This window comes from Megasphaera hominis, from assembly GCF_014269395.1.
GTDB lineage: Bacteria > Bacillota > Negativicutes > Veillonellales > Megasphaeraceae > Megasphaera > Megasphaera hominis.
In genome coordinates, this window is the sequence record NZ_JACOGK010000001.1 from 100016 (window position 1) to 113881 (window position 13866).

General features: G+C 55.4%; 12 protein-coding genes. All 12 read right to left on the reverse strand.

Going from position 1 to position 13866, the window contains the following annotated elements; translation table 11 throughout:
- Positions 1–217: 217 nt before the first annotated feature.
- Positions 218–1600 carry a 23S rRNA (uracil(1939)-C(5))-methyltransferase RlmD gene (gene rlmD, locus H8J70_RS00620; RefSeq protein ID WP_186501822.1) on the reverse strand — a complete coding sequence of 461 codons (1383 nt, stop codon included), beginning with the start codon at positions 1598–1600 and terminating at the stop codon, positions 218–220.
- Between the two features lie 17 nt (positions 1601–1617).
- Complete coding sequence (locus H8J70_RS00625) at positions 1618–2925, reverse strand: thymidine phosphorylase (RefSeq protein ID WP_186501823.1); 1308 nt, start codon at positions 2923–2925, stop codon at positions 1618–1620.
- 4 nt (positions 2926–2929) lie between these two features.
- Positions 2930–4108 carry a phosphopentomutase gene (locus tag H8J70_RS00630; protein ID WP_186501824.1) on the reverse strand — a complete coding sequence of 393 codons (1179 nt, stop codon included), beginning with the start codon at positions 4106–4108 and terminating at the stop codon, positions 2930–2932.
- 14 nt (positions 4109–4122) lie between these two features.
- Positions 4123–4683, reverse strand: coding sequence for an NUDIX hydrolase (locus H8J70_RS00635; RefSeq protein ID WP_186501825.1), 561 nt, complete (start codon positions 4681–4683; stop codon positions 4123–4125).
- Positions 4684–4744: 61 nt separating this feature from the next.
- On the reverse strand, positions 4745–5194 hold the full coding sequence (locus tag H8J70_RS00640; protein WP_186501826.1) for a dCTP deaminase/dUTPase family protein: 450 nt from the start codon (positions 5192–5194) through the stop codon (positions 4745–4747).
- 9 nt (positions 5195–5203) lie between these two features.
- Positions 5204–7360, reverse strand: a complete 2157-nt coding sequence (locus H8J70_RS00645; protein ID WP_186501827.1) for a polyribonucleotide nucleotidyltransferase — start codon at positions 7358–7360, stop codon at positions 5204–5206.
- A gap of 169 nt (positions 7361–7529) precedes the next feature.
- Positions 7530–7796 carry a 30S ribosomal protein S15 gene (gene rpsO / locus H8J70_RS00650; protein WP_186501828.1) on the reverse strand — a complete coding sequence of 89 codons (267 nt, stop codon included), beginning with the start codon at positions 7794–7796 and terminating at the stop codon, positions 7530–7532.
- Between the two features lie 123 nt (positions 7797–7919).
- Positions 7920–8789, reverse strand: a complete 870-nt coding sequence (locus H8J70_RS00655) for a phosphoribosylaminoimidazolesuccinocarboxamide synthase (protein WP_186501829.1) — start codon at positions 8787–8789, stop codon at positions 7920–7922.
- 113 nt (positions 8790–8902) lie between these two features.
- Positions 8903–10288, reverse strand: coding sequence for a class II fumarate hydratase (fumC, locus tag H8J70_RS00660; protein WP_186501830.1), 1386 nt, complete (start codon positions 10286–10288; stop codon positions 8903–8905).
- A gap of 3 nt (positions 10289–10291) precedes the next feature.
- A complete protein-coding gene (locus H8J70_RS00665; RefSeq protein WP_186501831.1) occupies positions 10292–11902 on the reverse strand; it encodes an acyl CoA:acetate/3-ketoacid CoA transferase in 1611 nt (536 codons plus the stop codon).
- A gap of 79 nt (positions 11903–11981) precedes the next feature.
- Entirely contained in the window at positions 11982–13256 is a 1275-nt protein-coding gene (purD, locus tag H8J70_RS00670) for a phosphoribosylamine--glycine ligase (protein ID WP_186501832.1), read from the reverse strand.
- Positions 13256–13861 (reverse strand): IMP cyclohydrolase, encoded by a 606-nt coding sequence (locus tag H8J70_RS00675; protein WP_186501833.1) that lies wholly within the window; start codon positions 13859–13861, stop codon positions 13256–13258. The genes purD and H8J70_RS00675 overlap by 1 nt, the downstream gene beginning before the upstream one ends.
- Positions 13862–13866: the final 5 nt, after the last annotated feature.

A 13866-nucleotide genomic window follows, 5' to 3' on the forward strand; every position in this document is an offset into this window, starting at 1 on the left:
TATGTTGAGTTCTCGGCCCCTACTATGCCATCAAATTCAAAGTTCCGTAAAACAAATATCTATGTTGTTTTACGCATTCATTTCGAACACTGGCAATTCAATACTTCAGTAAAAATCCAGACCTTGTGATAAAATAATTTTGCCACAGCCTCAACCTATCTAGTGGCGTTAATTCAAGGTTTTTGGAATGTATAGTAGAGTGAAAATTTACATAACACTACATCTTGCGTGACATCAATGCTACCGACTCAACGTGGTGCGTACGGCTGAACATGTCGACAGGTTGTACTTTTTCTGTCTTGTAGCCGTGTTCGTCCAGGTAGGCCAGGTCGCGGGCGAGGGTGGCCGGGTTGCAGGAAACGTAGACGACGCGTTTGGGTTTGCTTTGGGCAATGGCGGCGAGAACCGGTTCACCACAGCCGGCGCGTGGCGGGTCGAGGACGATGACGTCAGGGCGGATGCCGTTACGGATGAGCTCGGGCAACTTGTAGACGGCGTCGCCGAGGATGAATTGCGTATTTTTGACGTGGTTGTCCTTGGCGTTGCGGACGGCGTCACGAATGGCCGGGGCGAGGATTTCAATACCGAAGACTTCTTTGGCTTTTTGGGCCAAAAAGAGGGTGATCGTACCAGTGCCACAGTAGACGTCGACGACAGTTTCGCCGCCTTTGAGGTCGGCAAAGTCCAAGGCCGTTTCGTAGAGGCGCTGGGCCTGTTCACTATTGACCTGGAAGAAGGACTGGGCCGAGATGTGGAAGGTCAAGGGACCGATGGAGTCGTGGATCGTGTTCTTACCGTAGATAAGGCGCGTCTTCGGGCCTAGGATGACGTTCGTATGACGCGTGTTCACGTTCTGGACGACGCTCGTAAGTCCCGGAATCTGGCTGCGCAGCATGCGGACCAGGTCCTTCATGTGCGGTACCTGGTCGACAGCCGTGACCAGGCAGACCATAATTTCGCCCGTATGGACGCCGACGCGGCCCATGACGTGGCGCACGATGCCTGTGCGCAGGTCTTCGTTATAGGCGGGAATCTTAAAATCCTTCATCCACTGACGGACGACGCCGGCAATGAGGTTGTTCTGATCCTTTTGAATGACGCAGTTTTTGACATCGATGACCTGGTGTGTCGCTGCAGCAAAGCAGCCCATGGCTACCTTATGCTTGCCTACAGCCGCGACGGGAAATTGCATCTTGTTGCGGTAGTGCCACGGCGACTGGGCGCCTAAGGTCGGCAGGATGAGGACATCCTTCAGGTGACCGATGCGTTCGATGGCATCCTGGACCTGCTGGCGTTTTTCCCGCAATTCGCCTTCGTAGCTCAGGTGCTGGAGCTGGCAGCCGCCACAGCGGTCGTAGACGGGACAGAGGGGCTTCACGCGGTCCGGTGAGGGCTGGATGACCTCTTCCAGGACGGCCGTGGCGTATTGTTTCTTTACCAGGTCGATGCGGGCCCGTACGCGTTCGCCTGGCAAGGCATAGGGCACGAAGACCGTAAAGCCTTCGTAGCGGCCAATGCCTTCTCCCCCTGTGCCCAGGCGGGTAATGTCGATTTCATAGGATTTTCCCTTTTGGACGGGCAGTTGTTTTTTCTCGTTCATCTATATCTCCGTTTAAATTATTCCGTAATGATTTCGCTGACGACGGGATCGATGTGTTCCGGCTCCTGCGGCGTCACTGTGATCAGGTCGGCAGCCTGCTGTGCCAGAGCCGGCAGGTCGGCATCACTCTTGCCATAGAGCGTAAAGAGCGGTTCGCCCGGACGGACGGGGTCGCCCAATTCCTTATAGAGGCGGATACCTACCATAGGATCGATACTGTCTTCCTTGCAGGCCCGGCCGGCGCCCATGGACATGGCGATTTCACCGAGGCCGCGGCCGTCGACGGCACTAATCCAGCCGGCGTCCGTGCAAACAGGCGTATAGGCCTGTCCGGCTTTGGTGAGAGGCCGTTTGCCGATCCACGTATAGCTGCCGCCCTGGGCCTTGACGAAGGCCTTGAAGACGGCGAGGCCCTTACGGGAATCGATGAGTTCCTGCAGCTGGTGCCGTGCGTCCGCATCATCCTTGGCCTTGCCGCCCAGGATAAGCATTTGCGAGCCAATAGCCAGGACGACTTCCATGAGACGGCGGCCACCCTTTCCGGATAAGGCTTCAATGGCTTCATCGACTTCCAGGCTGTTGCCAATGGCCGTGCCCAAGGGCGCTTCCATAGAGGAAATGACCGCATGGGTCGGCCGGCCGACGAGGTGGCCGATGCGCACCATGGTGTGGGCCAGGTGACGGGCGTCTTCTTTGGTTTTCATGAAGGCTCCTTCGCCGTATTTGACATCGAGGACGATGGCCTTGGCGCCGGCAGCGATTTTCTTGCTCATGATGGAGCTGGCAATGAGGGGCAGGCTTTCGACGGTTGCCGTGGCGTCGCGCAAGGCATAAAGGAGCTTATCCGCCGGGGCAATGTCGGCAGACTGGCTCATGATGGCCATGCCTATGTTTTGGACCTGATGCAAAAATTCGTCTTCTGTAAGGGTCGTGCGAAAGCCCGGAATGGCTTCGAGCTTGTCGATGGTGCCACCTGTAAAACCCAGGCCGCGGCCGCTCATCTTGGCCACGGGGACGCCGGCCGCAGCGACCAAGGGCGCTACGATAAGGGTCGTCGTATCGGCAATGCCGCCAGTACTGTGTTTATCTACAGGAATGCCGGCCAAAGGCGACAGATCCACCATATCTCCGCTGTGGGCCATGGCCAACGTGAGGTCGGCAATTTCCTCTTCTGTCATGCCTTTTAAATAGACGGCCATGCACCAGGCAGCTGCCTGATAGTCAGCCACACGGCCATGGACGTAGTCGTCGATGAAGCGTTCTATTTCTTCTTTGGGCAGGACGAGGCCGTCCCGCTTATGGGCAATGCAATCGATGGGCCACATAATCTCACCTCAGTTCCTTCAAAAAGCTTGTACCGGCCGGCAAAGTACCGGTGCCAAAATTTTCCATAATTGTCTGGCCCAGGTCGGCATAGGTGCTGCGAATACCTAAATCGACAGGGCCTGTGAAGGACGGGCTCCAGGCCACAATAGGTACCCGTTCGCGCGTGTGGTCTGTCCCCTTCCAGGTCGGGTCGTTGCCGTGATCAGACGTGATGATGACCAGTTCATCGTCCTGGAGCTTGGTCAGGAACTCGCCGAGCATGGCGTCGAAGTCTTCTAAGCACTGGGCATAGCCGGCCGTATTGCGTCGGTGCCCGTACTGGCTGTCAAAATCGACGCAGTTGACCATGAAAAGTCCCTGCCGGTCGCGGTGAGACAGGAGCTGCTCTGTGAGCATGGCCATGTCGGCGGCGTTATCCGGCGTGTGGTACGATTCGGTCAGGCCGATGTGGGCGTAAATATCGCCGATCTTACCGACACCGACGACGCTGTAGCCGGCTTCGGAAAGATAGGAAAAGACCATCTTTTTCTTTGGCAGACGGCTGTAGTCGCGGCGGTCGCCTGTGCGTACGAAGTGACCCAAGGTGCCGACGAAGGGCCGGGCAATAATACGTCCTACCTCGTAAGGGCCGACACATACTTCGTTACGTGTGATTTCACAAATGCGGTAAAGCTCATCCAGGGGAATGACGTCTGTATGGGCGGCAATCTGGAAGACGCTGTCTGCCGATGTATAGACAATAGGCAGCTTCGTACGGAAATGCTCGGCTCCCAGGCGTTCAATGATTTCTGTACCTGAGGCGATTTCGTTACCTAAGTAATCATAGCCCGTCTTTTCCGTAAAGGCTGCCAGGAGATCCGGCGGAAAGGCGTGGGCAAAGGTCGGGAAAGGCGTTTCTACGATATTGCCCATGAACTCCCAATGGCCGCTCGTCGTGTCTTTGCCGGCCGACTGTTCTTCCATGAGGCCGTAGGCACCGCGCAAGGTCGTGTCTTCTCTATGAATATGGGCGATTTGGCCCCAGCCGAGGCTGCGCAAGGTAGGTACGCGCAGGCCGCCTGGCACATGGGCATCGATGTGGCCCAGTGTATCAGCACCGGCATCACCAAAGGCTGCCGCATCAGGAGCGTCACCGGCGCCGACGCTGTCCGTTACGATGACGATAATTCGCTTGTATTGCATGAGAATCCCTCCCTTTAGTGTTTGGCCAGGTATTTCATGGCCTTGTGGAAATTGGCAATAGTCTTGGCATCGACGATTTCATTGCTGTCGATGAGGTCTTCCACTTCTTCCGGCGTATAGTATTCGAGATTCATAAATTCATCTTCGTCCAGGTGCTGCTCCCCTTTTTGCAGGTTTGTTGCCAAATAGAGGTAAATCCGTTCGTTGCAAAAGCCCGGCGACGTGTAGACAAAGCCCAAGAATTTCATGTCCCCGGCTTTAAAGCCCGTTTCTTCTTCGAGCTCGCGGGCAGCGCAGAGATCAGGCGATTCACCGTCGTGCTCGATCTTACCAGCCGGTACTTCCAGCATAGCCAGGGCCGCAGCGTAGCGGTACTGCCGTACGAGGATGATTTTGCCGTCGTCCGTGACGGGGACGATGGCGCAGGCGCCGTTATGCCAAACGACTTCCCGCGTCGACGTCGTCTGGGCGCCGCCTTGGCCGTCGTCGATGGAGACCTTGTCAACGGTCACGTGCAGGACGTGGCCTTTCATGATTTCTTTCCGTTCGATACAAGTTTCTGTACTGATACTCATCTGTATTACCCCCTAACGAAAAAGGCGCGCAACAGTCTGCACTGCCGGCGCCCTTTTTTGTCTATTTCGTTCCTGTACTGCCAATACCGCCGCTGCGGATTCCGTCGGCTGCGTCATCGCTGACCGTCAGATAGGCCATGAAAATCCCCTGGCCTACACGTTCCCCTTTTTCCAGGGCGCACGGCGTGTCTGTCGTGTTGTAGCAGGCAATCATGATGTGGCCTTCATTATCGGCATTGTTGTAGTAGTCGCTATCGACAATGCCCGTGCCGTTGGCCAGCATAATGCCCTTCTTGAAGGCCAGGCTGGAGCGGATGAAAATGGAAAGGTATTCACCCTGTGCCATATAGGCCTTCAGGCCTGTCGGTACAACCGTGACAACATGGGGCGCCAGGACGATGTCCCGGGCCGCTGCCAAGTCGTAGCCTGCACTGCCGGCAGTTTTGCGTACAGGCAGCTGTATATTTTGGTCAGCATAGGCTGACACTACTTCAAATCCCCGTGTCTGCATAGCGTCACCTTAGCGCTTGTGGTCGTCGCGACGAGGACGGTTGCCGTGGCCGCCATGGTTGTTGCCGTGGTGGGCCGGTCCGTCGCCACCGCCGAGGAGTGCTTTGCGGGACAGGTTGATACGGCCTTTTTCATCGATTTCGATGCATTTGACCATAATTTCATCGCCTACATTGACGACGTCCTCTACCTTTTCGACGCGTTCCTTAGCGAGCTGGGAAATGTGTACGAGACCTTCCTTGCCCGGCAGGACTTCGACGAAGGCACCGAAGGCCATGAGGCGTGTAACCTTGCCGACGTAGGTTTCACCGACGACGACGTCCTTGGTCAGGTCTTCGATCCATTTTTTAGCTTTTTCGCCGCCTGCTGCTTCGACAGAGGCGATGTATACGAGGCCTGAATCATCGATATCGATTTTGGCACCCGTTTCTTCTGTAATCTGTTTGATCATCTTGCCGCCCGGCCCGATGACGTCGCGGATCTTATCCGGGTTGAGGTGGATAGTAATGATACGCGGTGCATACTGGGAAAGATTCTGGCGCGGTGCGTCGATAGCTTCGAGCATCTTGCCCATGATGAACATACGGCCTTCGTGGGCCTGTTTCAGTGCCTGTTCGAGGATTTCCCGGCTCAGGCCTTTGATCTTGATATCCATCTGGATGGCTGTGACGCCAGTCGTCGTACCGGCCACCTTGAAGTCCATATCGCCCAAAGCATCTTCCATGCCCTGAATATCCGTGAGGATCGTGAAATCGTCGCCTTTGGTGACGAGGCCCATGGCCACACCGGCAACCGGTGCTTTAATAGGTACGCCCGCATCCATAAGGGCGAGCGTGCTGCCGCAGGTACTGCCCATAGAGCTGGAACCGTTCGATTCAAGGACTTCCGAAACGACACGGATAGCGTACGGGAATTCTTCTTCGCTCGGCATAACCTGTGTAAGGGCCCGTTCAGCCAGTTTGCCATGGCCGATTTCACGACGGCCGGGACCGCGGGACGATTTCGTTTCGCCGACGCAGAAGCTCGGGAAGTTGTAGTGGTGCATGTAGCGCCGTTCTGTTTCCAGGCCTACGCCGTCAATGTGCTGGCATTCCGAAAGGGGTGCCAAGGTGCAGAAGCTGAGGACCTGTGTCTGGCCACGCGTGAAGAGGCCCGTGCCGTGCGTCCGTTTAAAGAGACCGACTTCGCAGCTGACCGGGCGGACTTCATCTACTTTACGGCCGTCAGGACGAATCTTATCGACGGCGATCATGTGGCGGACGATTTCCTTGATCATCTTCTGCGTAATTTCAGCGACATCGGCCTGGTTGTCCGGGTAAATGTCGGCAAAGTGTTCGTAAATATCGTTTTCGACAGTGTTCATCTTTTCTTCGCGCGATACCTTATCGGCGTCGAAGATCGCCGTCTTCATCTTGTCTTCGCCATACGCGTGTACGGCTTCGACGATGTCAGCAGGCGGTTCCTTTTCGACGAATTCCTGTTTCGGTACGCTAATCTGGGGCAAGAAGGATTCCTGCCATTCAACGACTTTCTTGATTTCGTCATGAGCGAACATGATGGCATCGAGGATGTCTGCTTCAGGAACCTGTTTGGCGCCGCCTTCTACCATGAGGATGGCGTCCTTTGTGCCGGCAACGCAAATGTCCATGTCGCTGGCTTCGGACTGTTCTACTGTCGGGTTGCAAATGAGCTTGCCGTCAACGCGGCCGACGCGGACACCGGCAATCGGGCCGGCGAAGGGAATGTGGGACATGCACAGGGAAACGGAAGCGCCGATCATGGCAGCGATTTCCGGGGCATTGTCGTGGTCTACGCAGAAATCATAAGCGACGACGTGTACGTCGTGGCGGTATGTTTTCGGGAAGAGCGGACGGATCGGGCGGTCGATGAGGCGGGCAAAAAGCGTAGCCGATTCAGGCGGTTTGCCTTCCCGTTTGATAAAGCCGCCGGGGATCTTCCCTACGGAGTACATTTTTTCTTCATAATCGACAGTCAAGGGGAAGAAATCTGCATCTTCCCGGGCTTCCTTAGAGCCCGTTGCCGTGACGAATACGGCTGTATCGCCGTAACGTACCAAGGCGGCACCACTAGCCTGTTTGGCGAGCTGTCCTACTTCGATGACGAGGGGACGGCCGGCAAAATCCATCTGGAATACTTGTTTTTCCATATTTTTAAATCCTCCTTGCAATGTTCTTGCAATCTATATGCAGGCTGTAGGTCATAGGTCAAAAGCCGCATCACCGGGCTCCTGGCCTATAACCTACCAACCTGATGCACGTACAATTGTTCTGAAAAAAGAGGCTGATGTGCAACACATCAGCCTCACACGTATGCGATTATTTACGCAGGTTCAGTTTTTCGAGAATAGCGCGATAACGATCGAGGTCATGTTTCTGCAGGTAAGCGAGCAGGTTACGGCGCTGGCCAACCAGTTTCAGCAGGCCACGACGGGATGCATGATCCTTCTTGTGGCTACGGAGATGTTCCGTCAGGTAAAGGATGCGGCTCGTGAGGAGCGCGATCTGTACTTCCGGGGAACCCGTATCGTTTTCATTTGCACCAAATTTGCTTACGATTTCTTTCTTTTCTTCAACACTTAACATTGTAATGCCTCCATTTTTTTAAATACTATTCGCAAAGCGCTGCGTGATCGTCGGAGATTCGAGACACCCGGCGCCCGTACGACAACATTTATTATACTATAAGTACGCTCTTCTTGTAAAGGCTTAGAACTTCTTGCCTGTCAGGAGTTCGTAGGCTTCCTTGTACTTTTCGATGGTCTTGTCGATGACTTCCTGCGGCAGGAGGTAGTCGCTGTCCGGGTTGGCTTTGAGCCAGTCGCGGACGAACTGCTTGTCATAGGACGGCTGGGACTTGCCGGCTTCGTAACCAGCCAGGGGCCAGAAACGGGAGCTGTCCGGTGTAAGCATTTCGTCGCCTAAGATGATGTTGCCCTGTTCATCCAGGCCAAATTCAAATTTCGTATCGGCAATGATGATGCCGCGGGACAGTGCGTAGTCGGCGCATTTCTTGTAGAGGGCGATGGTGTAATCGCGGATCTTTTCAGCGTATTCTTTGCCCTTGCCCGGGAAGGTCTGATCGAGGAAAGCAGCGCCTTCTTCGAGGCTGACGTTCATGTCGTGTTCGCCCAATTCGGCTTTAGTGGACGGTGTGAAAATCGGTTCAGGCAGTTTTTCCGATTCTTTCAGGCCTGCCGGCAGCTGGATGCCGCATACAGTGCCGTTTTCCTGGTAGCTTTCCCAGCCGGAGCCGGTAATGTAGCCGCGGACAATGCATTCCATAGGAATCATGGTCAGCTTCTGGCATTTCATGCTGTTGCCTTCAAACTGAGGCTGCTGGAAGTATTCAGGCATATCCTTAACATCTACGGAGAGCATGTGGTTCGGGATAATGTCTTTCGTAAAATCAAACCAGAATTTGGACATCTGCGTCAGGACGGCACCTTTCTGGGTGATCTTGTTTTTCAGGATGTGATCGAATGCAGAAATACGATCGGTTGCGACCATGATGATGCTGTCGCCAATATCGTAGACTTCGCGGACCTTACCGGATTTGAATGGTTTGTATTCTTTCATTATGTGCGCCTCCATCAGATGGGAAATGAAATTTTTTCAAAGCTCAGGTTTATCATAGCACAAACCCTGCTTATAGACTAGCAAAGATACGAGAAAAATGCGTTTTTTACTGCTTAGCGGACGCCGGCGAGCCGGGCCGGGTCCATGTGGGCGTCAAACTCTTCTGCCGTGACCCAGCCGCTGGCAATGGCTGCTTCGCGCAGGGTCTTCCCTTCCTTGGCAGCCGTCTTAGCAATGGTGCAGGCCTTGTCGTAGCCTACGACGGGCACCAGGCCCGTAACCAGGATGAGGGACTGGTGCAGGTTGTAGTCGATCCGTTCCACATTGGGACGAATACCCGTCACGCAGTGGACGCGGAAGGAATCCATCGCGTCTGTGAGGAGACGGATGGACTGGATCAGATTATAGGCCATGACAGGCATAAAGACGTTCAGCTCGAAGTTGCCCTGGCTGGCAGCAATGCCCATAGTGGCATCGTTGCCCATGACCTGCACGGCAACCATCGTAACGGCTTCACACTGCGTCGGGTTGACCTTGCTCGGCATGATGGAGCTGCCCGGTTCGTTTTCCGGAATGAGGAGCTCGCCAATACCGCAGCGCGGGCCTGACGAAAGCCAGCGGATATCGTTAGCAATCTTCATGAGGTCACAAGCCAGGGCTTTGAGCATGCCGTGGACGACGACCAGCTCGTCCTTACTCGTAAGGGACTGGAATTTATTAGGCGCCGTGTGGAAGGTCGTACCCGTGAGCTCGCTCACGATTTCGGCAAAACGTACGTCGTAGCCGGCCGGGCAATTAATGCCTGTACCGACAGCGGTACCACCCATGGCGAGATCCCGCAGGTACTCGATGCCTTGGATGAGCATTTCCTTATCGCGCTGGAGCATACGGGCCCAGCCGCTAAATTCCTGGCCCAGCGTCAGGGGCGTAGCATCCTGCAGGTGCGTACGGCCGATCTTGACGATGTCCTTAAATGCCACTTCCTTATTGTGCAGGGCGCCGTAGAGGGCATCTATAGCCGGGAAGAGGCGCTGTTCGATGAGCAGTACACCTGCCATGTGCAGGCCCGTCGGAAACGTATCATTCGAGCTCTGGGAATGGTTGACGTGGTCGTTTGGATGGACCTTCGCTTCCTTCCCTGCTGCCGCCAGGATCTGGGCTGCCCGGTGGGCGACGACCTCGTTCATATTCATGTTAAACTGCGTGCCGCTGCCGGTCATCCAGACGGCGAGCGGGAAATTGCCATCAAGCTTGCCGGCGAGAACGTCGTCGCAGGCGGCGGCAATAGCGTCGGCCAGGTCAGGTGTCAGTTCGCCCAGCTCTTTATTAGTCAGCGCGGCAGCTTTTTTTAAATAGGCAAAGACCGTGACCATTTCCGGGGGAATCTTTTCCGTACCGATGCGGAAATTTTCCAGGCTCCGTTCGGTCTGGGCACCCCACAGCTTATCTGCCGGTACTTTGATTTCGCCCATTGAATCTTTTTCTATACGATATTCCATAATTTACTCCATTCCTTTATCTGAATAGAAGAAGTTGTGCAGCTCCTCTGCTACGTTGTGGCAGCCAAGGCCCATCTTCGGTTCTTTAAAGAGGCGGCTGTCCATTTCTTTCAGATCCTTTGAAATTTTGGGCCGGAATTCCATCTGGCCTATAATGTCCCGTTCAATATCGATACCCGGTGCGTATTCCATGAGGGTCAGGCCATCTTTGGTATTGTTAAAGACAGCCCGTTCTGTAATAATCTGCACTTCCTGCGTGCGCGCGTAGGCAAAGGGACCGGAGAAGGTAATCTGTTCGACGTCCTTTTTGAATTTCTTGTACTTCCCTTCCTTGAGGATGACCAGCTTGCCATCGCGGAAGGTTTCCTGCAGTCCGCCGGCCGTAAAGGTGCCGATGACGAGGACGCGCTTGGCATTTTGGGAAATATCGATGAAGCCGCCCGGGCCCGTAAACTTACCGTGGAAGCGGGAAACGTTGATGTTACAGTGCTGGTCTACTTCAGCCAGGCCGAGGACGGCCATATCGAGGAGACCACCGTCGTACAAATCGAGAATAGCCGGCATACTGCTAATACATTCAGGATTGATGCTGGCGCCCATGTCGAGGCCCGTCAGAGGCACGCCGCCAATGACGCCCGATTCCGTCGATAAGACGACATCGCCAATGCCTTCTTCGGCAGCAACAGAGCCAACACCTTCAGGCATACCGATACCCAGGTTGACAAACATGCCCTCTTCCAGGCGCATGGCCGCCCGGCGGGCGCAGACCTTGCGGGCATCTAAGGGCAGCAGGTCCAGACCGACGAGGGGCTTGCGCGCTTCGCCGCACAGTTCCGGCCAGTAGCCATCGTGACCAAAGCTTTGGGGATGCTGCTCCGGGTCCGCTTTGACGACGTAATCTACCAGCACATGATGGAGCTTGACATAGCGCGGGTCGAGACTGCCCTTGGGGACGATATCCTCTACTTGGACGACGACGGTACCGCCGCCGGAACGACAGGCTGCAGCCAGTTCGAGCTGTTCACCCAGGAGGGCTTCCTTTTCAAAGGAAATATTGCCGTCTGCATCGGCATAGGTGCCGCGGATAAAGACCATGTTGAAATACGGAAAGGCCGGGTAAAAGAGATATTCCCTGCCTTCGAGTGACCGGACTTCACACAAATCGGCTTCCTGCCGGGCCCGTTCGTTTACTTTGCCGCAGCCCAGGCGGGGATCGACGAAGGTATGAAGGCCGACGCGGGTCCAAACGCCGGGGTCCTTGCGGGCCATTGCGCGGTACATGCTGGTGAGCGTGCCTAAGGGTACCATGTGGACACTGAGTTCGTTAGCGTCAGCTAAGGCCCGCAGAGACGGTTCCTGGGCCATATAGCTCGTAATAATGCTTTTTACGAGTCCCGGCAAGGCCAGGTGGTTGACACCCCGTTCGTGGTAATCACCGACGCCGGCAGCCTTGCAAAGAACGAGATTCCGCGGCTTTTGTTCCCGCTTATACCGTTCGCCTAAGGCAGCCAGTATGGCTTCGGGCGTGCCAAAGCCGGAAAAGCCGCTAATTCCCAGGCGCTGGCCGTCCAGTAAGAGGTCGGCAGCTTCGGCCGGCGTAATAAATTCCGTCAAAGGGATCACCTCCAAGAGATGGTAAAAGAGAAAGGGCAGGCGCGAAATCAGATAGCCATTCCGGGTCTGCCCTTTGTTGTTATTTTCCTAAATGACGCAAGCCCTTAGCGCCAATATCCTGACGGACCTGCTGGCCGTCAAAGGAAATGCGCCGTACGTTAGCATAGGCCTGGTCAATGGCTTCCTGCAGGGTGGCACCGAGGGCAGTGACGCCGAGGACACGGCCGCCGTTTGTGACATACTGGCCGTCTACGACCTTGGTACCCGAATGGAATACCTGTACATCCGGAGCGACGCTGTCGAGACCGCTGATGACATCGCCCTTGTGGCTCGATTCAGGATAGCCTTTGCTAGCCATGATGACACAGCACGCAGAGGCCTGTTTCCAGTGCACCATATCGGCTGTGAGTGTGCCCTTAGCACAGGCCAGCATGATCTGAGCCAGGTCGCCGTCGAGGAGGGGCAATACAGCCTGCGTTTCAGGGTCACCAAAGCGGCAGTTAAATTCGACCACCTTCGGGCCGTCAGCCGTAATCATGAGGCCTGCGTAGAGACAGCCCTGATAGGTAATGCCTTCGGCAGCCAAACCCTTTACGACCGGTACGAGAATCGTATCGTATACGGTCCGGGTCAGTTCCGGCGTCATGACCGGAGCTGGTGCGTAAGCGCCCATGCCGCCTGTATTAGGGCCCTTATCGCCGTCGAAAATGCGTTTGTGGTCCTGGGCAGAAATCATGGGCACGATGGTCTTGCCGTCGACGAAGGCCAAGAGGCTCGCTTCTTCACCGACCATGCATTCTTCAATGACAATGCGGCCGCCGGATTCGCCAAAAATGCGGTCTTCCATGATGGCATCGACAGCAGCCAAGGCTTCATCTACAGTCTGGGCAACGACGACGCCTTTACCGGCAGCCAAGCCGTCGGCTTTGACGACAATAGGCGCACCCTGGGCTGTAATGTAGTCCTTGGCAGCAGCGCCATCCGTAAAGGACGCATACGCCGCTGTGGGTACGTTATATTTTTTCATGAGGTTCTTGGCAAAGACCTTGGAGCCTTCCATCTGGGCTGCAGCCTTATTAGGGCCGAAGACGGCAATGCCTTTGGCCTGGCATACGTCGGCCAGACCTTCCGTCAAGGGCACTTCCGGGCCGACGACGACGAGGTCTACGCCTTCCTTTTCGCAGAAGGCAGCAATGCCGCTCAGGTCTTCTACCCCGACGGGGACGCACTGGGCCACAGCGGCCATAGCATCACTGCCGGGCAGGGCGTAGAGCTTTTCTACAGACGGGCTCTTGGCGAGCGTTACGGCCAGGGCATGTTCCCGGCCGCCGCCACCGATGACAGCTACTTTCATTATTTTGCGTCCCCCTTTTCGACCTGTTCGGTCAGGTAGGCAGCAATAGCCGTGTCGTACTGGGCTGTATGCTGGAAGGCTTCACGGGCCAGTTCCAGGCGATAGGCATCAGTGAATTCGCCATTTTTCTTGAGGATGTCGACGATTTCGCCGTATTTCTTAGGGTTCGTAACGATGGCTACGTATTTATTGTTCTTAGCCGATGCGCGGACCATGCAGGGGCCGCCAATGTCGATGTTTTCGATGGCTTCCGGCAACGTAACGTCCGGCTTGGCAATGGTCTGCTGGAAGGGATAGAGATTGACGACGACTAAGTCGATTGGTGTAATGTCGTGGTCCTTCATGTCCTGTACGTGGCTCGGGTTGTCGCGGACAGCAAGGATGGCACCGTGGATTTTCGGATGGAGCGTCTTGACGCGGCCGTCCATCATTTCCGGAAAGCCTGTTACGTCCTGTACCGCCATGACGGGGACACCTGCATCGCGGAGGGCCCGCATGGTGCCGCCTGTGGAGATGATTTCAATGCCGAGCTCAGCCAAAGCCTTGCCGAGTTCGACGATGCCTGTTTTATCAGAAACACTGAGCAGTGCGCGTTTTACCTTCATGAGAA

Coding starts and splice junctions, on each gene's coding strand:
- rlmD (WP_186501822.1), bottom strand. CDS start 1,600: ATGAACGAGAAAAAACAACTGCCCGTCCAAAAGGGAAAATCCTATGAA.
- H8J70_RS00625 (WP_186501823.1), bottom strand. CDS start 2,925: ATGTGGCCCATCGATTGCATTGCCCATAAGCGGGACGGCCTCGTCCTG.
- H8J70_RS00630 (WP_186501824.1), bottom strand. CDS start 4,108: ATGCAATACAAGCGAATTATCGTCATCGTAACGGACAGCGTCGGCGCC.
- H8J70_RS00635 (WP_186501825.1), bottom strand. CDS start 4,683: ATGAGTATCAGTACAGAAACTTGTATCGAACGGAAAGAAATCATGAAA.
- H8J70_RS00640 (WP_186501826.1), bottom strand. CDS start 5,194: ATGCAGACACGGGGATTTGAAGTAGTGTCAGCCTATGCTGACCAAAAT.
- H8J70_RS00645 (WP_186501827.1), bottom strand. CDS start 7,360: ATGGAAAAACAAGTATTCCAGATGGATTTTGCCGGCCGTCCCCTCGTC.
- rpsO (WP_186501828.1), bottom strand. CDS start 7,796: ATGTTAAGTGTTGAAGAAAAGAAAGAAATCGTAAGCAAATTTGGTGCA.
- H8J70_RS00655 (WP_186501829.1), bottom strand. CDS start 8,789: ATGAAAGAATACAAACCATTCAAATCCGGTAAGGTCCGCGAAGTCTAC.
- fumC (WP_186501830.1), bottom strand. CDS start 10,288: ATGGAATATCGTATAGAAAAAGATTCAATGGGCGAAATCAAAGTACCG.
- purD (WP_186501832.1), bottom strand. CDS start 13,256: ATGAAAGTAGCTGTCATCGGTGGCGGCGGCCGGGAACATGCCCTGGCC.
- H8J70_RS00675 (WP_186501833.1), bottom strand. CDS start 13,861: ATGAAGGTAAAACGCGCACTGCTCAGTGTTTCTGATAAAACAGGCATC.